Source organism: Sodalis ligni, from assembly GCF_016865525.2.
GTDB classification, from domain to species: domain Bacteria; phylum Pseudomonadota; class Gammaproteobacteria; order Enterobacterales; family Enterobacteriaceae; genus Acerihabitans; species Acerihabitans ligni.
The window spans coordinates 1,866,701-1,886,382 of the sequence record NZ_CP075169.1 but is presented as its reverse complement, the minus strand read 5'-3'; the positions used below and the strand labels follow the sequence as shown (position 1 = coordinate 1,886,382).

Annotated in this window: 23 protein-coding genes, 1 tRNA gene and 3 pseudogenes; 11 read left to right on the top strand and 16 right to left on the bottom strand. The window is 52.5% G+C overall.

The window, feature by feature from the left end; translation table 11 throughout:
* Window positions 1–9: 9 nt before the first annotated feature.
* The 6 genes from GTU79_RS08820 to GTU79_RS08795 form a co-directional block, all read right to left on the bottom strand.
* The gene (locus GTU79_RS08820) at window positions 10–621 is read right to left on the bottom strand and encodes a hypothetical protein (protein ID WP_203522168.1); all 612 of its coding nucleotides are present in this window, start codon (window positions 619–621) and stop codon (window positions 10–12) included.
* A complete protein-coding gene (locus GTU79_RS08815; protein ID WP_203522169.1) occupies window positions 618–815 on the bottom strand; it encodes a hypothetical protein in 198 nt (65 codons plus the stop codon). Before GTU79_RS08815 ends, GTU79_RS08820 begins: the two co-directional genes overlap by 4 nt.
* Window positions 805–1,038 carry a hypothetical protein gene (locus tag GTU79_RS08810; RefSeq protein WP_203522170.1) on the bottom strand — a complete coding sequence of 78 codons (234 nt, stop codon included), beginning with the start codon at window positions 1,036–1,038 and terminating at the stop codon, window positions 805–807. The genes GTU79_RS08815 and GTU79_RS08810 overlap by 11 nt, the downstream gene beginning before the upstream one ends.
* Window positions 1,031–1,207 carry a hypothetical protein gene (locus GTU79_RS08805; protein ID WP_203522171.1) on the bottom strand — a complete coding sequence of 59 codons (177 nt, stop codon included), beginning with the start codon at window positions 1,205–1,207 and terminating at the stop codon, window positions 1,031–1,033. Before GTU79_RS08805 ends, GTU79_RS08810 begins: the two co-directional genes overlap by 8 nt.
* Window positions 1,200–1,415, bottom strand: a complete 216-nt coding sequence (locus GTU79_RS08800; protein WP_203522172.1) for a hypothetical protein — start codon at window positions 1,413–1,415, stop codon at window positions 1,200–1,202. The genes GTU79_RS08805 and GTU79_RS08800 overlap by 8 nt, the downstream gene beginning before the upstream one ends.
* A gap of 156 nt (window positions 1,416–1,571) precedes the next feature.
* Window positions 1,572–1,772 carry a host cell division inhibitor Icd-like protein gene (locus tag GTU79_RS08795; RefSeq protein ID WP_214513848.1) on the bottom strand — a complete coding sequence of 67 codons (201 nt, stop codon included), beginning with the start codon at window positions 1,770–1,772 and terminating at the stop codon, window positions 1,572–1,574.
* A gap of 139 nt (window positions 1,773–1,911) precedes the next feature.
* On the opposite strand from GTU79_RS08795, the gene GTU79_RS08790 reads away from it, so the two are divergent.
* Entirely contained in the window at window positions 1,912–2,094 is a 183-nt protein-coding gene (locus GTU79_RS08790) for a YlcI/YnfO family protein (RefSeq protein ID WP_203522175.1), read from the top strand.
* 797 nt (window positions 2,095–2,891) lie between these two features.
* On the opposite strand, the gene GTU79_RS08785 is transcribed toward GTU79_RS08790, so the two are convergent.
* The 6 genes and pseudogenes from GTU79_RS08785 to GTU79_RS08760 all read right to left on the bottom strand — a co-directional run bounded on the left by GTU79_RS08785 (window position 2,892) and on the right by GTU79_RS08760 (window position 6,920).
* Window positions 2,892–3,734: an antA/AntB antirepressor family protein gene (locus tag GTU79_RS08785; protein ID WP_203522176.1), complete on the bottom strand. Its 843-nt coding sequence runs from the start codon at window positions 3,732–3,734 to the stop codon at window positions 2,892–2,894.
* Between the two features lie 13 nt (window positions 3,735–3,747).
* Window positions 3,748–4,164: a hypothetical protein gene (locus GTU79_RS08780; RefSeq protein ID WP_203522177.1), complete on the bottom strand. Its 417-nt coding sequence runs from the start codon at window positions 4,162–4,164 to the stop codon at window positions 3,748–3,750.
* Window positions 4,164–4,360, bottom strand: a pseudogene (locus GTU79_RS08775) (helix-turn-helix transcriptional regulator). Before GTU79_RS08775 ends, GTU79_RS08780 begins: the two are co-directional and overlap by 1 nt.
* A gap of 209 nt (window positions 4,361–4,569) precedes the next feature.
* Window positions 4,570–5,313, bottom strand: coding sequence for a hypothetical protein (locus GTU79_RS08770; RefSeq protein ID WP_214513847.1), 744 nt, complete (start codon window positions 5,311–5,313; stop codon window positions 4,570–4,572).
* A 144-nt stretch (window positions 5,314–5,457) separates the two neighbouring features.
* A pseudogene (locus tag GTU79_RS08765) lies at window positions 5,458–6,671 on the bottom strand (tyrosine-type recombinase/integrase).
* 161 nt (window positions 6,672–6,832) lie between these two features.
* Window positions 6,833–6,920: transfer RNA gene (locus tag GTU79_RS08760), tRNA-Ser, on the bottom strand.
* Between the two features lie 229 nt (window positions 6,921–7,149).
* Here GTU79_RS08760 and yccA point away from each other — a divergent pair.
* Window positions 7,150–7,809 (top strand): FtsH protease modulator YccA, encoded by a 660-nt coding sequence (gene yccA / locus GTU79_RS08755; RefSeq protein ID WP_214513846.1) that lies wholly within the window; start codon window positions 7,150–7,152, stop codon window positions 7,807–7,809.
* A gap of 128 nt (window positions 7,810–7,937) precedes the next feature.
* Window positions 7,938–8,264, top strand: a complete 327-nt coding sequence (gene tusE / locus GTU79_RS08750) for a sulfurtransferase TusE (RefSeq protein WP_214513845.1) — start codon at window positions 7,938–7,940, stop codon at window positions 8,262–8,264.
* 2 nt (window positions 8,265–8,266) lie between these two features.
* On the opposite strand, the pseudogene yccX reads toward tusE, so the two are convergent.
* Window positions 8,267–8,548 (bottom strand): annotated as a pseudogene (gene yccX, locus GTU79_RS08745) (acylphosphatase).
* Window positions 8,549–8,635: 87 nt separating this feature from the next.
* Between yccX and rlmI the strand changes: the two are divergent.
* Both rlmI and hspQ read left to right on the top strand, forming a co-directional pair.
* Window positions 8,636–9,826: a 23S rRNA (cytosine(1962)-C(5))-methyltransferase RlmI gene (gene rlmI, locus GTU79_RS08740; protein ID WP_203522181.1), complete on the top strand. Its 1,191-nt coding sequence runs from the start codon at window positions 8,636–8,638 to the stop codon at window positions 9,824–9,826.
* Window positions 9,827–9,905: 79 nt separating this feature from the next.
* On the top strand, window positions 9,906–10,223 hold the full coding sequence (gene hspQ / locus GTU79_RS08735) for a heat shock protein HspQ (protein ID WP_132922595.1): 318 nt from the start codon (window positions 9,906–9,908) through the stop codon (window positions 10,221–10,223).
* 41 nt (window positions 10,224–10,264) lie between these two features.
* Here hspQ and GTU79_RS08730 read toward each other — a convergent pair whose 3' ends face one another.
* Window positions 10,265–10,678 carry a CoA-binding protein gene (locus GTU79_RS08730; protein ID WP_132922596.1) on the bottom strand — a complete coding sequence of 138 codons (414 nt, stop codon included), beginning with the start codon at window positions 10,676–10,678 and terminating at the stop codon, window positions 10,265–10,267.
* A 178-nt stretch (window positions 10,679–10,856) separates the two neighbouring features.
* Here GTU79_RS08730 and GTU79_RS08725 point away from each other — a divergent pair, with 178 nt between their 5' ends.
* Both GTU79_RS08725 and GTU79_RS08720 read left to right on the top strand, forming a co-directional pair.
* On the top strand, window positions 10,857–11,483 hold the full coding sequence (locus tag GTU79_RS08725) for a DUF2057 family protein (RefSeq protein ID WP_203522182.1): 627 nt from the start codon (window positions 10,857–10,859) through the stop codon (window positions 11,481–11,483).
* 95 nt (window positions 11,484–11,578) lie between these two features.
* Window positions 11,579–12,037: a methylglyoxal synthase gene (locus GTU79_RS08720; protein WP_203522183.1), complete on the top strand. Its 459-nt coding sequence runs from the start codon at window positions 11,579–11,581 to the stop codon at window positions 12,035–12,037.
* Between the two features lie 35 nt (window positions 12,038–12,072).
* On the opposite strand, the gene helD is transcribed toward GTU79_RS08720, so the two are convergent.
* Window positions 12,073–14,127 carry a DNA helicase IV gene (gene helD / locus GTU79_RS08715; protein WP_203522184.1) on the bottom strand — a complete coding sequence of 685 codons (2,055 nt, stop codon included), beginning with the start codon at window positions 14,125–14,127 and terminating at the stop codon, window positions 12,073–12,075.
* A 159-nt stretch (window positions 14,128–14,286) separates the two neighbouring features.
* On the opposite strand from helD, the gene GTU79_RS08710 reads away from it, so the two are divergent.
* Both GTU79_RS08710 and yccS read left to right on the top strand, forming a co-directional pair.
* Window positions 14,287–14,733 (top strand): YccF domain-containing protein, encoded by a 447-nt coding sequence (locus GTU79_RS08710; protein ID WP_203522185.1) that lies wholly within the window; start codon window positions 14,287–14,289, stop codon window positions 14,731–14,733.
* A gap of 20 nt (window positions 14,734–14,753) precedes the next feature.
* Window positions 14,754–16,886 carry a YccS family putative transporter gene (yccS, locus tag GTU79_RS08705; protein ID WP_203522186.1) on the top strand — a complete coding sequence of 711 codons (2,133 nt, stop codon included), beginning with the start codon at window positions 14,754–14,756 and terminating at the stop codon, window positions 16,884–16,886.
* A gap of 33 nt (window positions 16,887–16,919) precedes the next feature.
* Here yccS and GTU79_RS08700 read toward each other — a convergent pair whose 3' ends face one another.
* Window positions 16,920–17,525, bottom strand: a complete 606-nt coding sequence (locus tag GTU79_RS08700; protein WP_203522187.1) for a TfoX/Sxy family DNA transformation protein — start codon at window positions 17,523–17,525, stop codon at window positions 16,920–16,922.
* Window positions 17,526–17,733: 208 nt separating this feature from the next.
* On the opposite strand from GTU79_RS08700, the gene sulA reads away from it, so the two are divergent.
* A complete protein-coding gene (gene sulA, locus GTU79_RS08695; protein ID WP_203522188.1) occupies window positions 17,734–18,240 on the top strand; it encodes an SOS-induced cell division inhibitor SulA in 507 nt (168 codons plus the stop codon).
* Between the two features lie 351 nt (window positions 18,241–18,591).
* Window positions 18,592–19,674, top strand: a complete 1,083-nt coding sequence (gene ompA, locus GTU79_RS08690; protein ID WP_132922604.1) for a porin OmpA — start codon at window positions 18,592–18,594, stop codon at window positions 19,672–19,674.
* Window positions 19,675–19,682: the final 8 nt, after the last annotated feature.

The following is a 19,682-nucleotide window of genomic DNA, read 5'->3' as shown; positions in this document are numbered from 1 at the left end:
TTTTTCTCCCTAATGCGCTATGGGAGCCGCCGGCATCCCTTCGGTGTTGAGCATGTCGATAAAGCCGTCATGGATCAGGGCCAACCCTTCACGGCCCCATTGGGATAAACGCCACGCGCCATTATCAGGATTGACCTCAACCATGCTCTGATAAATCTGGAGTGCCTTCAGGTAGGGGTTATCGCGCGGATAACGTTCTAAAGCGGCCTCCTCGACGTGATTCGCCAGGGAGAAGCGTTCCGTAGCGGGGTAGACGGTAATGCCGCCATGCCGCCCGACATAGCGAACGGCATGTTTTGTTGTGCCGTCATTCTGGGGGACTTCCACCGTACCGTTTTCCTCCCATTGCTCGCCGATAAAGACGGTGGCGACCACCCACCGCCAGGTGATAGCCCTTTGTTCCATGGTCGGTTTAAACCAGCCCCGCCTTTCACCCTGGAAAACCTCAACCAAAAAGCGCATGCCATCGATAAGGCATTCATCAAACCGTCCTTCGTCCAATTGGCGGATGGCAACGGAATACCCCAGCACTTTGTGTCCAATTTTGATACCGAATGGCGTAGCTTGAGCCGGGGACGCTGATTTGCTCGTATCGGCCATGAAGTGAATGAGGTTGCTCATGCTTTGCCTTCCCGATGTGCCTGTTCTTCAATCAACCAGGCGGCCACGTTGCCCGTCAGCCGGCGTAACAACGTGGCTATTGCGGAAATATCGCTGGACTCCATTGCGCACGGGTAATGTTCCAGCAGCCGGCAGACAATCTCCGCCTGCGTGGCCCGTTCTGCGGCTTCATCAAGGGTGAGTTCATGCGACATGATCCGCCTCCGGTTCTTTAACCGATGCGTTAACCGCCGGTTCGAGTTCTTTGCATACCAGGTGTGAGAGGGTAGTAAGCGCGGCGATTTGCCACGTTTCCTGGTCGTCTTGTTCCCTGCTATCCATCATCAGACAGATAATGCCGTGCAGTTGTTTGGCGTAAGCCTGCGCATTGGAAGCAATGTTGATAAGCTCCCACCGGGTAACTTTGCTGTTATTCATGGCTCGACTCCTTGGCGCGTTCCTTCGCCTTCAGGGCGATATCTTCGATAAGTCCAATCAGCTCAATCTGTATTTCTTGTTCTTCCCGAGAATCCGTAAGGAACTGAGCGGCAGCGGCCAGGGAAGCTATTTTCCCCATGGCATCGTATAAAACACCGGCCTTAAGCATGATCCACCTCCTGTTCAAACATGATGCGCCAGCCCGCTAAGCGCGCTAATTCCACGAAAGCCCGCAAGGTGGCCACATGCTCATTAGCGGCTAAGCACCGCTCACTAAGCACCGTGCCGTTTTCGACATGTAGCAGCACCCTGCCGGTGAAGTCGGGGCATAAATGCAAGGGTGCGGTGATCGTGGGGATAGTCGGCTGAATGTTCATTGCGCACTCCCGGAAATCGGCCGGCGGCCAACAAAAAACGTGATGAATCTGGTTTTCAAGGCCGCGCGGGCTTGCCATAAAGTTTCGGCATCAACGAAAATCCGACGCTGTAGGCGCATGTCCTTGCGGGATATCGCATCAAAGTAATAGCGGTATTTAGGCATGGTATGCCTCCGGAACCGGCAGGCGTCCGGCAAAGGACAGGATGTAATGCGGCGCCAGGATAAGGCGGGCTTCCCGTTCGCTGGTGGCTTCAATGGATAGCCCGCAGAGTTTAGTGTTGTGGTCGGTGCGGGCCAGGGCCCTAAACCGATAATTAAATTTTGGGCGAATTTGGGCAGGCTGAGCGGCAGCCATGACCGTTACCTCGTATAACGGCTGGGTATGAGGCCTGGCTTGGGTTTGCGCACGTCCGGGCTTCGCTGCTTTTAATGGTTGCGTAAGAATAATTTGGTACGTACCATTATCATTAATCCTATTCCAACGGTACGTACCAATGCAAGATAAAAATGATAAGCCTGCTTTCGAGCGTTCGGGCAGCACAAAGAAAAATATCCGCTTTGAGGATGCGTTACTGGAGCAAATCGATTCCATCGCCGGTAATGGCAATTTCAGCTCTTGGGTTAAAGACGCTTGCCGCCAGCGGTTAAAACGTGAGGGTATTGAGCCAAAAGGCTGATGGGCATTTGACTCCGCCAACGGCTGGGTTAACCGGCAGATTTGCAACTCTCTTTCGTCACGGCGGTTAAAGGCGAGATCAAACGACGGCAGCGCAAGAAGGCCAGATCGGAACCGGAAAACTGAACAGAGTTACTCCCCGTAACCCTGTTAACCTCCCGGAAATTCCGGTGTGGTTTAGTGGGTAACTTTCGGTTACTTGCAAAAGCTCCCCTCTTAAAGAGGGTAAGCTTTGCACGTATCTTTAGCGACGCGGATAAACTGCTGATTATCACCGTAATCCAAAAACGGCTTACGGGTAGCGTACCGCTTTGTACCCTCTTGATTCCCCTCATGGCTGAAAATCCAACCATCTTTACCTTTGGGGCAGGTAATTTCCTGATTTTCCTTGTTACATCCGATCCGGATGATCGCTGAACCTAAGGCGGAATCCTGCCTTAGCTCACCCGAAGCCGAATACTGTTCACTTTTGCCTGATTCCGCTGATTCGACGGAATTAAGCTTTATCAATGAGTTATGCCGACGCCCACCAGCGGTGGATTTCGGCGCAATTAATGGGTTATGCCGGTTCCCTGTGATGCAGGTCTTCGGAAGAAACAATGGGTTGCAAGGTCTGTACGCTAACCGCCCGGAGCTAATTCGAGCGTCGCTAAAAGCTATGCGCAAATCACCTGCCACCCCGATAAGCGGCTTCGCAATCCAACGTTACTGCGTAACAGCGTCTTGGGAACATTCACCGCCCCCTTAGAGAGCAGGGCGCCAGCCAAAAGAAGGGCTTCTTTCTGGCTGGTGGCGTGGTTAAGCATTGTAGGCCTCCAGGCGCTTGGTTAACCAGCGTTGGGAAAGGCGTGTCAGCTCGGCCTTTCGTTGGTAATAATCCATACCCATATCAATCAGCGTGATATTGGTGCTCTCCAGGTAACCAAGGTGCTCAAGCTGTACAGCATTCATGCCGTCCCTCGGTTCACCCTGAATGCCGTTAAGCTTTGCCCACTGCTTGGCTGTTAGTCCGCCAAGGACAATACGGGCGAGCATATTGCTTTCGTTGGTATAGTGGTGCTGTTGGGTTTCTTTGCCCTGCTCGGCGCGGGCGGCATCGAGGGAGGCGCACATTTGCGGGAAGTGGTTCGCAGCTTCAATGCGGGCTTTGAGTTGACGGCGGAACCGGGCCGCAATTTCCGGCGCACTGCGCTGTAACGCTTCCTCGCACTGGATGAAATAACGGCGAACGGCCCGGCCCTGCTCGTTGTTCTCCAGCATCGACAGCTCTTTACCCATGCCGATAGCCAGCAAGTAATCTTTTTCAGGGCGTCCGCGTTTGGGATTAAACACCCATTCCGGTGTTAATTGGTCACTTTCTGCGCTTTGATTCCTGAAATCCAAGGAATCAAAAACCGCATAATCCACACCCTCCGCAAAGCCGTATTCCTCGATCCGGCCTTTAAACCAGCTCGCGAATACGCGCCGCACACCCAGCGCTTTGTGTAACGCTTTGGCGCTTAGTGTATTGGTTTCACGCCCGCCAATCTGTCCAGAAAACACGGGGACAATTATCGCAAAGTTATTGCTGGAAATATCTCCCTGGTCAGCCGCGGGGTGAGTTTGTCCCTGCCCAGGAATAGGCATATTTTTCATTTTCATTTTTCAGGCTCCGTTAATCGGCTTTTAATTCGTCCGGATACAAATCGAGAATATCAATTACATCTTCCCTGCTGAGACCGGAATAACCGCCAACAAAGGCGTGATACCTCATCAGGTCGATAATTTTAAGCGCACTGGCGCGGGTGTTAATGCGATAGCGGAAGTGGCTACCGATTCCGTCCGTATTCGGCTCGTCAAAGCGTTCCAGGGTAATATTAAGCTGGCGCTCAATTTCGGTAGCGTAATTCCGGCCAGAAGAAAGCCGACAATAGCGCAGGATTTCATTCTCAGTGAATCCGTTCACGCCGCTGTAAAGCATGTACCGGCGGGCGCGGTGCTTCTTAGGAGTTGGCTTTATGGTGCTGGTGAGCGTAAAATCAGAGCCGTTCGAGTTCTGATTAGCCGCCTGCTGTATGGGGCGGTTTTTCATTATGCGGCCTCCCCACGCGATTCTGCGATACGCCTATCAATCCACTCGTCTACCTCACTTTCAACGAAAGCAATCGAGCGAGAACCGATTTTACGGGCTTGGGAAAGCGTTCTTGGCTGATAAGGCGATACAGCCACGCCTTGCTGTAACCAGTTCGGCGCTGAACTTCCGGAAGGCGAATAAAGTTATTATGCATAATCATTCCTGTATAGGTCAAAATCGTTTAATAGACGTTGCGATAACAGAAATAATCATCTCAGAGTTAAAATAGATAAAACAGTAAGTAGGTTTTATTTTCCTCCTCACCGTTTCAGATGAAACAGCACAGCAGTTTTATAAAGAAAATTTGCAAGAACAAGATCAAATCAAGACAATTTTCATAACCGCACTACCGTTTTATAGGCATCAGTAATACGGTTTAACTATATGTTTTGATGGTCTTCTCCCGCCTTTCTTCAACTCAAAAGGTCGAAGAACTTCATCAACAGCTTTAGCGAGATTAACTGTCGCGCCAATACTAACAAGATAATCTCTGACATCATCACGATTAGGTGCCGTCGATTTATCATCAGGATCATAGGTTGACCAAAATTGTTTTATAGCATCTTTTATAAATTCGAGGCCTTCGCTTTGATGCTCATATTCTGGAAGTAATAGCGTTGTAGGTGTTTCAGCACTATTTTGGTTTACATCCAGTGAGGAATTTTCAACAAAATTATAATCAATAATTTCTCTTTCTATGGCTATTTTAGGGTTTGATCTACGAACGAAGTCAACTTTTTCCGATTCAACCCAAAAAAACAATGAATCTCTTGTTAAAATCGTTTCCGTTTTACTTATTTCTTTTGTTCTGTCTGTTTGCTTAATTACTTCATGTTCATAGTAGAATTCTTTTTCCCAGTCATTCCATTTTTTCAGTTCGCCCATACAAATTATTGGAGTCAGTGTACCTCTGCGAATTGCGCTAATTAAGCCAGAGGAAAAACCCCAAGCCATCTTCCAGCGCTCATGCCGTTCATTTCGGACTTCAATAAGTCCACCAGGAAAATCATATGGGTCAATACCGGCTAACAACAATGCTGCTTGTTCGATATTGAATTCTTGAACTGTCTTCCAATGAGTTAAATCTACATCTTTGACTATAGGCATTAGCCACCTCTCACCCTCTAACTTCTGATGGCTCTGCCCGCTCTTGAAAATAGAAATCTTTCGTGAGCTACCCTAGGCATAGCCTATTCTTTGTTCGTCTACAGAAGTTTACTACCATCTAACCCGTACTGTCTATACGTCCAGCTACGCGCTTTTCCCAAACTTCCCATGCACCACATTTCCCCCGTTCTCCAGCGCATCCATATAATCTGCATACTACTGAAGCATTTCCCGCCGGCCATCGAGATATTGAGCATGGTTATAGGTGCCACGAATTGAATTTTTATCGACGTGCGCCAGCTGCGTCTCGATCCAGGCGGTGTTATAGCCCTGCTCATGGAGTATGGTGCTCATGGTGTGGCGGAAGCCGTGCCCGGTTGCCCTGCCGCCATAACCTATGCGACGAATGAGCAAATTAAGCGTCATTTCACTGATGGGGTTTGTATGCCGGACCCGGCCAGGGAAAACATATTGATATCGCCCACTGATAGGCTGAATTTCTCGCAGTAGCGTTACGGCCTGGATAGGCAGCGGCACAAGATGGGGCCGGCGCATTTTCATCTTCCCCGCGGGGATTTCCCATAATGCTTTATCGAGGTCAATTTCTGACCATTCCGCATTGCGCATTTCGCCAGGCCTGACACCCGTCAGGATCATCAATTGCATAGCCGTTCTGACAAGCTGACTACCCATATAACCGCTAAGTGAATGCAAAAACTCCGGTAATTCAGTGGCGGATAAATGCGCGTAATGTTCTCGCTTATGGGGCTTGGTGGCGCTGGCAAGATCCGGCGCAGGGTTATATTCCGCCCGGCCAGTGACAATCGCATATTTCCAGACTTCCCCGCACCGCTGCCGGACTTTCTTTAATTTTTCCGTTGCTCCGCGTTCCTCCAACTTGGATAGCACCGCCAAAAGTTCAAGGGGCTTTATATCCTTTATTGGCCGGTGGCCTATATAAGGAAACACGTCATTTTCGAAGGCACTCATCATGTCAGTTCGATAGCCGATGGACCAGCGGTCTTGCCGCTTGGCATACCACTCGCAGGCAAGTGCTTCGAAGGTATTTGCTGTTTCTTCCTGACGGGCTTGTTTCTGCTGCTGCTTGTTCTCGCTTGGGTCAACGCCGGCCTTGATCTGTTTCCTGGCATCTTCGCGCCTTGCTCTGGCATCTGACAACGATACATCCGGGTAAACGCCAATCGATAAAAGTTTTTCCTTGCCAGCCACCCGATACTTGAGCCGCCAATAACGAGAGCCATTGGGTTTGACCAAAGATACAGTCCGCCGCCATCGGCAAGCTTGTAGGCTTTTTCCTGTAGTTTGGCCGTTTCGACTTGCCGAGCGTTCAGTGTCATCTGGGGTACTTTTCAAAGGAGATAATTTTATACCCCATATATACCCCGCATAAGCGTGGATTTCAAGCGACTTAGGTAGACGTTGGGATATTGAAAACTTGAGTAACAACAGGTAGAGACTGGATTTAGTAGACTTTAGGAGAGGTTGGTAGAAGTGAGAGTGGCGGAGGAGGGGAGATTCGAACTCACGAACGCTTTCGCGTCGCCGGGTTTCAAGACCGGGGCCTTCAACCGCTCGGCCACTCCTCCGCCACGAGGCGAACTATAAACAGAGTCGTTTCTGTTGTAAAGGGAGAAATGTTCTAATCGCTTGAAATTTCACCGCTAGTCCTGCTGATGGATGATCCCTATACATTATAAGCCGATAAACCAGCCTTTCTATGCGTAAAGAAGGGTAAAACGATTAGGTGGGGCGTCATACGGCCATTAATCTGACAGCCACATACCGATGATTATTTTCCACCAAGAGGTAAAACCTATGGATCGTTTGGTCGCGACATCCACCCGCGAGCGCTCATTGCTAAGCACCCATAAAGTGCTGCGCAATACCTATTTTCTGCTCTCGCTGACCCTGGGCTTTTCCGCAGTAACGGCCACCGCCAGCACCCTGCTGCACCTGCCCGCGCCGGGACTGATTCTCATGATGGCCGGCTTTTACGGCCTGATGTTCCTGACATACCGTTTGGCCGACAGGCCGGCGGGCATTCTGGCGGCCTTTGCATTCACCGGTTTTCTGGGATACAGCCTTGGACCGCTGCTGAGCATGTTGCTGGCCTCCGGGGCCGGTGAAATCATTATGCTGGCGCTGGGAGGAACCGCTCTGGTGTTTTTCTGCTGTTCCGCCTATGTTCTCACCACCCGTAAAGATATGTCGTTCCTGTCGGGTATGATGTTGGCCGGGTTCGTCGTTTTGCTGGTGGCGGTCATCGCCAATCTGTTCCTGCATATACCGGCCCTGTCAATGGCGGTAAGCGTCTTGTTTATCCTGTTTTCGTCGGGCGCCATTTTATGGGAAACCAGTAATATCATCCATGGCGGGGAAACCAATTATATCCGCGCTACCATGGGTCTTTACGTTTCACTGTATAATATATTCGTCAGCCTGCTGAGCATCCTGGGCTTTATGCGCAACAATTGATTGGCGAGCTTTCAGGCTGCGCAAAACGCATCGAGGGCCGTCAGCTATGAAGGCCCTTTTTGCTGTATGCCGTTTATCGGTACATTTGCTAACATAACCCGCCAGGTTGACGAGTTATGGGGAACAGGATGGAATTTAACGGCAAAGACATTGAAACCGATGCGCAGGGTTATCTGAAAAATATCGATGATTGGCACGAAGCGCTGGCAGAAGCCATTGCCGAACAGGAACAGATTAAACTGACGGAGGCGCATTGGCAGGTGATTCATTTTGTCCGGGATTTCTACCTGCAGTTCAATACTTCTCCCGCCATCCGTATGCTGGTTAAGGCCATGGGGCAAAAATACGGCGAGGAGAAAGGCAACAGCAGTTACCTCTATCGGTTATTTCCTCAAGGGCCGGCAAAACAGGCCACCAAAATCGCCGGTTTGCCAAAACCCGTGAAATGTATTTGATCTCAATAGCGGACCTTAAAGCCGTTGAATTCGCTTTCAACAACCGGTTTTGGTTCGCTTAGGATTTTTCAATACGGGCGCTGCGGGCCCCCTTGTTTTAGCCAGTCTTGAAATTTGTCCAGCTGAGCGCCCTCGCCGCAGGCCACCACTTCAACGCCGCCATCGTCGAGATTACGTACGTAGCCCACCAACCCCAAATCTTGAGCCCGATGCTGGGCGTGATAACGGAACCCCACCCCTTGCACTACGCCGTAAATATAGATTGAGGTACATACCTTGCTCATCATTCCCCCTGGTTAACGGCTAATGTTTGCAATTGTCCGCGCTTATTCGCAAAATGGCGCTCTTTCCCTTAATCAGTATAATTCAAGATGACAAAACGTTTATTTCTTGCCAAAGGCCGGGAAAAATCCTTGCTTCGCCGGCATCCCTGGGTCTTTTCCGGCGCCGTGCAGCGGGTGGACGGCAAAACGCAATCCGGTGAGACCATCGACATTTGCGACGATAAGGGAAATTGGCTGGCCCGCGGCGCCTATTCTCCCCAGTCGCAAATCCGTGCCCGCGTCTGGACTTTCCAAGCCGAGGAATCCATTGATACAGACTTCTTTGTCCGGCGGTTGACCACCGCGCAACGCTTACGGGATTTGTTGGCAAAACGCGATAATCTGGACGCCTACCGGGTGATTGCCGGTGAATCGGACGGTTTGCCGGGCATTACCATTGATCGCTACGGTAATTTCCTGGTATTGCAACTGCTCTCCGCCGGTGCGGAATACCATCGCGCCGCGCTGATTCTGGCTTTGCAGCAATGCTACCCGGCCTGTTCTATTTATGACCGATCAGACGTCGCGGTGCGAAAAAAGGAAGGCTTGGAGCTGACCTGCGGATTAATAACCGGCGAAACCCCTCCGGATTTGCTGGCGATACGCGAGCACGATATGTCTTTGCTGGTGGATATCACCCAGGGCCACAAAACCGGATTTTATCTGGATCAACGGGACAGCCGCCTGGCCGCGCGTAAATATGCCGCCGGACGCCGTGTCCTGAACTGCTTTTCCTATACAGGCGCCTTTAGCGTGGCAGCCTTGATGGGGGACTGCCTGCAGGTGACGAATGTGGATACCTCCCAGCATGTGCTGGATATCGCCAGGCAAAACGTTGAACGCAATCATCTGGACGTGGGCAAAGCCGAATTTGTACGAGAAGACGTTTTTCAACTGCTGAGGCAATACCGCGAACAGGGCCGGCAGTTCGACATGATAGTCATGGATCCGCCGAAATTTGTGGAAAACAAAAACCAGCTGGCCAGCGCCTGCCGCGGTTATAAAGATATTAATATGCTGGCGCTCCAACTGCTGGCGCCGGAGGGTATTTTGCTTACTTTCTCATGCTCCGGGCTGATGACCACCGATCTGTTCCAAAAGATCATTGCCGATGCCGCCCTTGATGCCCACAGAGACATACAATTTATCGAGCAATTCCGCCAGGCGGCCGATCATCCCGTGTCGGCCCCCTACCCGGAAGGCCTTTATCTAAAGGGTTTCGCTTGCCGGGTAATTTAAAAAGACCGCCCTCCCTTGATATTGTCCGCGTATCCCCCATATTTAGGATAAGGCACTATTACGTACGCGGGAGCTCTTTATGATTGCCAGCAAATTTGGAATCGGACAACAGGTCCGCCACAAGCTACTGGGCTATTTGGGTGTCATCATCGATGTCGACCCCGAATACTCCCTGGAAAAGCCGTCACTTGACGAGATTGCGGCTGACGACAAGCTTCGCGCCGCCCCTTGGTACCATGTGGTGATGGAAGACGACGAAGGCAAGCCGGTGCACACCTATCTTGCCGAAGTCCAGCTGAATTATGAAACGGCGCCGGTACATCCGGAACAACCGACCCTGGACGATTTGGCGGAGTCTATACGCCAGCAACTGCAGGCACCACGGTTGAGAAACTGATTAACTATGACGCGGGCGGTCCCGCCCGCGTAACTCTATATTCATTTCGCCAGCCCCAGCCGCCTGATCTCGATTTTCGGGCAGCGATCCATCACAACCTTCATACCGACATTTTTCGCCAACACCGCCGCCTGTTCGTTCACTACGCCCAACTGCGTCCATAATACCTTGGCATCAATGGTAATGGCCTCCTGGGTCAGGTCATATACCGCCTCTGAACGCCGAAAGATATCCACCATATCCACCTTAACCGGTATACTCGCCAGATCGGCGTAGACTCGTTGACCCAGGATCTCACGCCCCGCCAGTATGGGATTAACCGGGAAAACCTGATAGCCCTGTTCAAGTAAATAAGCCATGACATCGTGGCTGGCCCGCGCAGGCTTTTCACTGGCCCCCACCAGGGCAATCGTCTTCACGGACGTCAAAATGTCGGCAATGTCGGTATCGGTCATGACGTTTCTCCGGTTTCATACTTGTTGATTAAGTGTATACCAGCGGTGAAAAAAGCAAGATAATTAAGGTTAATCAAATAATTTCAAAATAAAAATATTTGTGAATAAATGCTACAAAAATATTATTATGTACATTCTAAATATATAAGTAGTCAATGATATCCGGCGAGGGAACATAATGAATTTTTTGCGCGTCATTGTTATCGGGATAAGCCTCTTTACGGGCCTGCCCGCGTTAGCGACGACTCTGCAATTGCCGCAGGCCATGGAATTATTGATAGTCGACGGTACGCCAGTGAATAGCATACTGTTACGCGGCGCCGGCAGCCTTGAGTTAGCCCAGGGCGGGCACCAACTGGTATTCACCCTGAATCGCAGGGCTTACCATGACTATGATAGGCTGGGAATTTATCGACCGTTCTACCTGATTGTGCTGTTCGATACCTGGAATGCACATCGCTTGCGGTTTCGGCTGCCGCCGCTCACCACCCGCGATGAGATTGATCATTTTATCAGCCTGCCGGTGCTAACACTTTTGGATGAACATGATGCGGCGGTGAATGCGGCTTACAGCCGCTTGCCGGTGGGCAATGAGGGGGTGATGGCGGCTCTGCGGCATCACGAGAGAGAGTATGGCGCCACGTTGCCAATGCCGCCTCGGCTTCCCGCTCCCAATGAGAGCCCGGCCGCGGATGCATGGATTGCGTCTCCCCTTCAGAACAGCACCGCCGCCCATATCGAGCAAATGTTGCGTTTCTGGTTTCTGCCCTCCGGGTCAAGTACCCGTCCCCAGTGGCTGGACTGAGCGCGTGGCATTACCAGAGTCAGCATTAAATGGTTTGCAGTGAAATCGACTTTCGATAGTCTATAGACAGCGTAAATTTCATTAAAGGAAAGTATATGGAGTCAATCACCCGTACCATCGCCATACGCAAACATATTGCCTTGGTCGCTCACGATCACTGCAAACAATCGTTGCTCAACTGGGTCGAGATCAATAAGCCCGTTCTGGCGGAGCATACCCTTTACGCCACCGGGACTACCGGGAATCTGGTGCAGAGGAGTACCGGACTGCCGGTGCACAGTATGTTGAGCGGACCGATGGGCGGCGATCAGCAGGTGGGAGCACTGATATCGGAAGGCAAAATCGATGTATTGATTTTCTTCTGGGACCCATTGAATGCCGTACCGCACGATCCCGATGTAAAAGCGTTGCTGCGGCTGGCGACCGTGTGGAATATTCCCGTGGCCACCAATCGTTCAACCGCAGATTTATTAATAAGCTCCGCATTATTCAGCGGCGAGATTCAAATCGAAATCCCCGATTACCAGCGTTATCTCACCGACCGTTTGCGATAACCGGCTCCGGACGGTGATTGCAACCGTCCGGTTCCTCAAGGTTTATGTACTTTAGGCACGCCCAACTGCGCTAATGTCTCGATAAATACCGACGGCTGCCCGGAATCGTGCAGCAACCATACCTGCTGCTTTGCCCTGGTGAGGGCGACATACAGCAGACGCCGCTCCTCGGCATCGGGGAAATCCTCCGGCTGCGGCAGCAAGACCCGTTCGAACACGGTTTCACGCGCCGCCGCGGGGAAGCCGTCCTTGCCCTCATTCATGCCGATAATGATGACGTAATCCGCCTGTTGCCCTTTGCTGCCGTGCATGGTCATAAAATCGATATTCAGGGTTGGCCAGCGGGTTACCGCTTTATCCAGCAGGGACGGCCGCAGATAATGGTAGCGGGCCAGTATCAGGATCCGTTCCGCGGGCAGGGCGAAGCCGCTGAGCTTATTCAGTAGCGTCTCAAGTTGAGAGTCGGGCAGGATCAAAACGGATTTTTTGGTGCCTTTAGTCAAACTATTCAGGTCTTTTTTGAGCTGATAGGGATTTTGCAGCACAAACGCCGTGGCGATTTCACCGATACGCTGGTTGAAACGATAGGTGGTATCCAGGGCACACTGCGCTCCGGCGTCGAAACGTTCGGTAAAGCCGGTGGTCAGGGAGAGCTCGGCGCCGCTGAAACGATAAATGGCCTGCCAATCGTCGCCGACGGCAAACAGCGACGTTCGGCGATTCTGCCGGCACAGCGCTTCCAATAACTTTATGCGCTGGGGGGATATGTCCTGGTATTCATCCACCAGGATATGTTTCCAAGGGCTGATAAACCGGCCTTTTTGCAAGATATCCACCGCCTGGTGCATCAGTCCGGCAAAATCCACCGCGCCTTCCTCTTTAAGGGCCTGTTTCCAGGCTTTCAGCAATGGCGACAGCAGGCGGATACGTTTTTGAAAGACATCGTGTAAATCATCGGGTGCCTGCTGGATCATTTCCGCCTGGGTGCCGCCGTGCATGCGCATCAAGCCGATCCATCGCTCGATACGGGGCGCCAGACGCTGTGCCAGCCGTTCGTCCTGCCAATACTCCCCTTCCGGGACGTCCCATCCCAGTTCCTCGACGATCAGTTGCCGCCAGCCTTTTGCCTGGGGTTTTTTCTCACTACACTGCTGGCGCCATTGCGTTATCAATAATGCTCGCCGCGCCGGGCCATCACTCTCCAAAGCGCTTATGGCCGGCGCCTTTTTACTGCCTTGCCGGATAATAAACAGGGCCAGGGCATGGAAAGTCCAGGATCGGATGCCCTCCACCCGCAGGCGCAACCGGATGCGCTCATCCATTTCCGCCGCCGCCTGCCGTCCGAAGGCCAGCATCAGTATTTGCTCCGGATCGGCTTCCCTGCGTCTCAACAGCCAGCCGGCGCGGGCCACCAGCACCGAGGTTTTGCCGCTGCCGGCGCCCGCCAGCACCAGCAGGGCGTTTTCACCGTTAACCACCGCGCGGCTTTGAGAAAGATTAAGGGGAGAACTTTCGACGGTATCAAAATAGTCTTTATGCTGTTCCAGCATGTTATTCGTCCACTGCTGGTTGCAGCGCAGCGCCATCGCCGGGCCCTGCTCGAGCCATTTCAGGCACAGGCGGTAGTTGTCGCGGCAGTGTTCAAACTCCTCCAGGCGCGCCAGCGGCAACGGCAAAGACGCAAACGCCTCGCGGATGCTGTCTTGCAGCGCCGCCAGCCGGCTCGCCTGGAACCATTGATCCCGGGCCGCGGCCTGTTCAATGGCTATCACCTGCTGGCGGAGCACATCGGCGCACACATCGCTCATATCACGGCTCCAATCGAGCCAGCTTTTTTGCAGGTGGTGATAAAACCGCTGCGTTTCCTGCCACTCCGTGCCGTGAAGACGAACTACCTTCGCCCCGGGCAATTCGAACTCCAGCTCGCCCCAGACAATTCCCCGCTTGCAGCGAATGGCCAGAATTTCATTAAAGGGAATAATGTAATGGTGCTTATCGCCGCTGACCTCGACGCCGGCGTGTAACAATTGCACCCGATTATAGGGATGCTGTGCCAGATGCTTGCCGAGGGAAGTCGATTTCAGTTCCATAGGGTTGCCGCGATTCCTTTTCGTTAAGACGCAAGGGGGTCTGCTACCCATATTAACTTGTTCTGCCCCGGCCTGGAAATCAGGGTAGAATAGTCTTCATTCTACTGTGGTAGCCTACCGAAACAACCTTCACACCTGCAAAAACAGACAATGGGAATAATGCGTACTTTACTCAATTTGCTCAATTTTATCTTAGGTGGTTTTTTTACCACCCTGGGGTGGCTGCTGGCCACTGTCGTAAGCCTGATACTCATCATCACCTGGCCTTTCACCCGTTCATGCTGGGAGATAACCAAATACTCACTGGTACCCTTTGGCAATACCACCGTTCATGTGGACATACTCTATCCTGAGAACCGCAATGTGGTCTTGTCATCCGGCGGCACGCTATTGAATCTGTTGTGGCTGGTGCTCTTCGGCTGGTGGCTGTGTCTATCGCATATCGTCACCGGCATCGGCCAATGCCTGACCATTATCGGTATTCCGCCGGGCATCGCTCATTTCAAACTGGCGGCCATCGCCCTCTGGCCGGTGGGCCAGCGGGTGGTACCGGTGGAGCTGGCTGAAGAATTGCATATCAATCCCGACCGACGCCGCTATCGTTAACGCCAATATAAGGACATGCAGTGGGAAGTGTAGCACCCGGATTTCGCCGCCTGGCTTTTGATAGCCGCTGGCGCTATAACGTACGGATTTTTATCGCCTTGGCCGGCGCGGCGCTCTTGCCCTGGTGGTTCAATATGGCAACCCTCACCATACCGTTGACGCTGGGGGTGGTGGCCGCGGCGTTAACGGATTTGGACGATCGGCTGAGCGGCAGATTGCGCAATTTGCTGATCACCTTGGTGAGTTTTTTCATTGCCGCGGTATCCATCGAACTGCTGTTTCCTTACCCATGGCTGTTCGGCATCGGCCTGGCGGTATCCACCTGCGGTTTCATTTTGCTGGGAGCGCTGGGCCAGCGATACGCCACCATCGCTTTCGGCGCACTGCTGATAGCGGTATATACCATGCTGGGCGCCGCCATGTACCAAACCTGGTATCTGCAGCCGGCGCTGCTGCTGGCGGGGGCTATCTGGTACAACGTGCTTACCCTGCTGGGTCATATGCTTTTTCCCATCCGTCCGCTGCAGGATAACCTTGCCCATGGTTACCACGCTCTGGCCCGTTACCTCGACGCCAAGGCCAATCTGTTCGATCCCGATCTGGAGGATGCCGATGACCGCGCCCTGATTGAAGTCGCCATGGCAAACAGCGACGTCGTGGAGGCGATGAACCAGATCAAGTCGTCGTTATTGACCCGTTTGCGCGGCGATCGCGGACAACGCGGCACCCGACGCGCGCTGCATTATTATTTTGTCGCGCAGGATATTCACGAACGGGCCAGCTCATCCCATGTGCAATACCAGCAACTGAGGGAACAACTGCGCTACAGCGATGTGCTGTTTCGTTTCCAGCGGCTGCTGGCTATGCAGGCCCGCGCCTGCGACACCCTTTCACAATCTATTTTGTTGCATCAGAAATATGAGCATGACCAGCGTTTCGAGCGCGCCTTCAGCCATCTGGACGCGGCAATCGATCGCGGGGCCGGGCCGGGGCAGGTCAATGGGCTTAAAAATCTGCTGAATAATCTGCGCGCCATCGACGCTCAATTGGCCACCATCGAATCTGAACAGGCGATAGCGCGCAATAGCCCGGAAGAAAATAATCTCGCGGACGATAAGCTGACCGGGTTCAGCGATATCCGATCGCGTATCGGCAGCCATCTCAGTCCGGAATCGGCGCTGTTCCGCCATGCGGTGCGAATGTCCCTGGTGCTGTGCGTCGGTTACGCGTTTATCCAGCTAAGCGGACTGCATTATGGCTACTGGATCATGCTCACCAGCCTGTTTGTCTGCCAGCCCAACTACCAGGCCACCAGGAGACGGTTGGCGCTGAGGATTATCGGCACCCTCGGCGGCATCCTGCTGAGCCTGCCCATCCTCTATTTTGTTCCTTCAACCGAAGGGCAACTGGTCCTCATCGTGCTCAGCGGCACGTTATTCTTTGCCTTTCGCAACAGGCAGTACGCCCAGGCCACCATGTTTATTACCCTGCTGGTGATGCTATGCTTCAATTTGCTGGGGGAAGGGTTCGACGTGGCGCTGCCCAGGGTATTCGATACCTTTGTCGGCTGCGCCATCGCCTGGGCGGCGGTGAGTTTTATCTGGCCGGACTGGCGTTTTCGCCGTCTGCCCGCGGTAATGAATAACAGCCTTTTCGCCAATTGCCGTTATCTGGATGCCATCCTGGTGCAGTACCATCAGGGCAAGGATAATCGCCTGGACTACCGGATTGCCCGGCGAGACGCCCATAACAAGGACGCCGAGCTGGCCTCGGTGGTGTCAAATATGGCGGCGGAATCCAGAACGCCCGGTGCGGTGATGGACCTGGCGTTCCGGCTGCTTTGTCTGAATCATACCTTCCTGAGCTATATTTCCACCCTGGGAGCCCATCGCGAAAAAATGTCCTCGGCGGCGCTGCTGAAGGTGCTGGACGATGCCGCTTGTTATGTGGACGACGCCTTGCAATATCAGGATAAATTGTCCCTGCGGGTGAATCAGGAACGGGATCAATTGATTGAGCGCATCCAGCATATCGCGCCGGAGCCGGAAGCCAGGGAACAGCTGGTACTACAGCAAATCGGCCTGTTGCTTGAACTGTTGCCTGAACTGATAGCGCGCAAACAGGATGTTGAAACCCGATTCAAACCGGCTTAGCTGCCGCCGCCGGAACGGCGGCGGACGGCGGCGCTAGCGGCAGGATTGCCGCTCAAACCATTCAAGCAATTCACTGCGCTGCATCGGGGGCAATGCGGCTGAGTGGTGGCCGGACAATGCGCCCTCCAGGGCGAACAGCACCTTGACGCTCAGGTTTTGTTTAATTGCGCGCAGTTTCAGGTAGCTGCTCTTGGCGCCATAGCAGCGCAGGGATTCGATATCCTGTATGCCGGCTTTCCATAACAGCCGCTCGATACCCTGGCCGATATTGGGCAAATCCTTCAGCCTGGGGCTGGAGGTTTTTTCACGCCGATCGTGTTTTGACTCATCAAGGGCCTGGGCGGCCAGGACCAGCAATCGATCGCCCTTTAGCCACAGCTCTTCGTTCACATGATAATAATTCAACGATACCGGAACGCCCCGTTTGGTATAGATGAGTTTTTGCATGCCTTCGGCGAGATAAACGTGTTCGCTTTGCCGGGTGCCGCGAAGATAAAGCTCGCCATCCAGTATCAGCCCGAACATCACCTTATCGGCGCAGATACTGTAGCCGCCGAATTGCGATCGGGTGGTGATAACGCCCAGCGGCGCGAAGAAAGGTACTGCCTGTGAAATCCGCTGTTTATATGCCGTTTCCATCAAATGCTCCGTGTTATTGTGTTGAGAGTCCCTACTCTTTATTCGTGCAACTACTTAAAAATACAGTATTTTCCATGTGGTTTTCAACTTAATCCGCCAGAGACGCCCTGTCAGGAGGATTTTTGCGAGGCTGCTTAAAATTCCGGTTGATTTTCATCCCGAACCCGGATACTGTATTTATATACAGTTAACCAGGGGCGTACATTCCATGCACACTCAACTTCAAGCCGCACGTCATTTCGGCCAAACGATCCAGGAGGAAAACGTATCGGAGGATTCCTCGCTCTCCATGGCCAAAGGTATTATCAGCGAAGTGGTTTATTTTGAAGATCAGCCCATGGTGGGACATATCCTCCTGCCGTTGCTGCGGCAATTGGGAACCCAGTCACGCTGGCTGCTGTGGCTGACCTCGTCACGCAAATTGAGCCGCCCCTGGCTGATGCAGTCGGGCCTGCCGCTGGAAAAAATGGTGCAATTGCGTCACCCTACGGCTTTCGATACCGTTGCGGCGATGGAGAAAGCATTATTGACGGGAAATTACAGCGTAATCCTGGGCTGGTTTCCTGAAGAATTGACGGACAATGAGAAGCGTCGACTGCGCGATGCCGCGCAACAAGGGGGGTCTTACGGGTTCATTATGTATCCTCAAAACGAGACTAACCGGTCCTCTGGACAGTTTTCAGGGCTAAAAATTCATTCTTCGCGCTATCATTGACTAATTTTAAGATTTATCTCAATAAGGGTGTCAGCACGGAAGACAAAATCCCTTTAAATTTGCCTCACTCCAGTATATATGCGGGTCGCCAGCCATTCCAGTGCCGTGAGCGGCTATCACTTTGTCACGATTTCGGTCAATGAAACATACACGAAACGCTGTTTTTTATTAGCGGCTTACTACATCTTACTTGTAAGTTTCCCACTTCGTTGTAGACTTTAATTCGCCAGGGTTGCTCTATAACGCCTGTTGAATGGCGATGTTTAAACGCGGAGCACTGACTCTGGCAATGGATTTTTAAATTAGCTTTAAGAGCTCATTGCCTATTTGGATGATAACGAGGCGCAAAGAATGAAAAAGACAGCTATCGCACTTGCAGTGGCATTGGCGGGTTTCGCAACCGTAGCGCAAGCCGCTCCCCAAGATAACACCTGGTACACCGGTGGTAAATTGGGCTGGTCCTCTTACCATGATACCGGTTTTTACGGTAATGGTTATGATAACCGTATCGGCAATGGTCCTACCCGTAACGAACAGTTAGGTGCCGGTGCTTTTCTCGGTTATCAGGCAAATCCGTATTTAGGGTTTGAACTGGGCTATGACTGGCTAGGCCGCATGGCTTACAAAGGCAGCGTGGACAACGGTGCGTTTAAGGCCCAAGGTATTTCGCTGGCAGCTAAACTCAGCTATCCGCTTACCGACGATTTGGATATTTACACCCGTTTGGGTGGCATGGTTTGGCGTGCTGATTCGAAAGCCAACTACGACAACGGTTCTGCCGGTCGCCTGAGCGATCACGATACCGGTGTTTCCCCGTTGGCCGCTATTGGTCTTGAATACGCTATCACCCAGGACTGGGCAACCCGTCTTGATTACCAGTGGGTCAACAATATCGGCGATGCCAGCACTGTCGGCGCGCGTCCTGATAATGGCTTGCTGAGCGTGGGCGTTTCTTACCGCTTCGGTCAGGGTACTCCGGCTCCGGTCGTGACTCCTGCGGCCCCGGCTCCGGCCCCGGTTGTACAAACCAAGCATTTCACACTGCGTTCAGACGTACTGTTTAACTTCAACAAGTCCACTCTGAAGCCGGAAGGTCAACAGGCCCTGGATCAACTGTATTCCCAGTTGAGCTCCTTGGATCCGAAAGACGGTTCCGTTGTAGTCCTGGGCTATACCGACCGTATCGGTTCAGAACAGTATAACCTGAAACTTTCTCAGGCTCGTGCGCAAAGCGTCGTGACTTACCTGATTTCCAAGGGTATCCCGTCCGACAAGATTTCCGCTCGCGGCATGGGTAAATCGAATCCTGTCACCGGCAACACCTGTGATAACGTGAAGGGCCGTGCTGCTTTGATTACTTGCCTGGCACCGGATCGTCGCGTAGAGATCGAAGTGAAGGGCTACAAAGAAGTGGTTACACAGCCGCAATCTTAAGTTCTTAT

Coding starts and splice junctions, on each gene's coding strand:
- GTU79_RS08700 (WP_203522187.1), bottom strand. CDS start 17,525: ATGGAAACGGCATATAAACAGCGGATTTCACAGGCAGTACCTTTCTTC.
- rlmI (WP_203522181.1), top strand. CDS start 8,636: ATGACAAAACGTTTATTTCTTGCCAAAGGCCGGGAAAAATCCTTGCTT.
- GTU79_RS08785 (WP_203522176.1), bottom strand. CDS start 3,734: ATGAAAATGAAAAATATGCCTATTCCTGGGCAGGGACAAACTCACCCC.
- GTU79_RS08810 (WP_203522170.1), bottom strand. CDS start 1,038: ATGAATAACAGCAAAGTTACCCGGTGGGAGCTTATCAACATTGCTTCC.
- GTU79_RS08710 (WP_203522185.1), top strand. CDS start 14,287: ATGCGTACTTTACTCAATTTGCTCAATTTTATCTTAGGTGGTTTTTTT.
- ompA (WP_132922604.1), top strand. CDS start 18,592: ATGAAAAAGACAGCTATCGCACTTGCAGTGGCATTGGCGGGTTTCGCA.
- helD (WP_203522184.1), bottom strand. CDS start 14,127: ATGGAACTGAAATCGACTTCCCTCGGCAAGCATCTGGCACAGCATCCC.
- GTU79_RS08725 (WP_203522182.1), top strand. CDS start 10,857: ATGAATTTTTTGCGCGTCATTGTTATCGGGATAAGCCTCTTTACGGGC.
- sulA (WP_203522188.1), top strand. CDS start 17,734: ATGCACACTCAACTTCAAGCCGCACGTCATTTCGGCCAAACGATCCAG.
- GTU79_RS08770 (WP_214513847.1), bottom strand. CDS start 5,313: ATGCCTATAGTCAAAGATGTAGATTTAACTCATTGGAAGACAGTTCAA.
- GTU79_RS08820 (WP_203522168.1), bottom strand. CDS start 621: ATGAGCAACCTCATTCACTTCATGGCCGATACGAGCAAATCAGCGTCC.
- GTU79_RS08720 (WP_203522183.1), top strand. CDS start 11,579: ATGGAGTCAATCACCCGTACCATCGCCATACGCAAACATATTGCCTTG.
- tusE (WP_214513845.1), top strand. CDS start 7,938: ATGGAATTTAACGGCAAAGACATTGAAACCGATGCGCAGGGTTATCTG.
- GTU79_RS08780 (WP_203522177.1), bottom strand. CDS start 4,164: ATGAAAAACCGCCCCATACAGCAGGCGGCTAATCAGAACTCGAACGGC.
- GTU79_RS08790 (WP_203522175.1), top strand. CDS start 1,912: ATGCAAGATAAAAATGATAAGCCTGCTTTCGAGCGTTCGGGCAGCACA.
- GTU79_RS08795 (WP_214513848.1), bottom strand. CDS start 1,772: ATGGCTGCCGCTCAGCCTGCCCAAATTCGCCCAAAATTTAATTATCGG.
- GTU79_RS08805 (WP_203522171.1), bottom strand. CDS start 1,207: ATGCTTAAGGCCGGTGTTTTATACGATGCCATGGGGAAAATAGCTTCC.
- hspQ (WP_132922595.1), top strand. CDS start 9,906: ATGATTGCCAGCAAATTTGGAATCGGACAACAGGTCCGCCACAAGCTA.
- GTU79_RS08815 (WP_203522169.1), bottom strand. CDS start 815: ATGTCGCATGAACTCACCCTTGATGAAGCCGCAGAACGGGCCACGCAG.
- GTU79_RS08730 (WP_132922596.1), bottom strand. CDS start 10,678: ATGACCGATACCGACATTGCCGACATTTTGACGTCCGTGAAGACGATT.
- GTU79_RS08800 (WP_203522172.1), bottom strand. CDS start 1,415: ATGAACATTCAGCCGACTATCCCCACGATCACCGCACCCTTGCATTTA.
- yccA (WP_214513846.1), top strand. CDS start 7,150: ATGGATCGTTTGGTCGCGACATCCACCCGCGAGCGCTCATTGCTAAGC.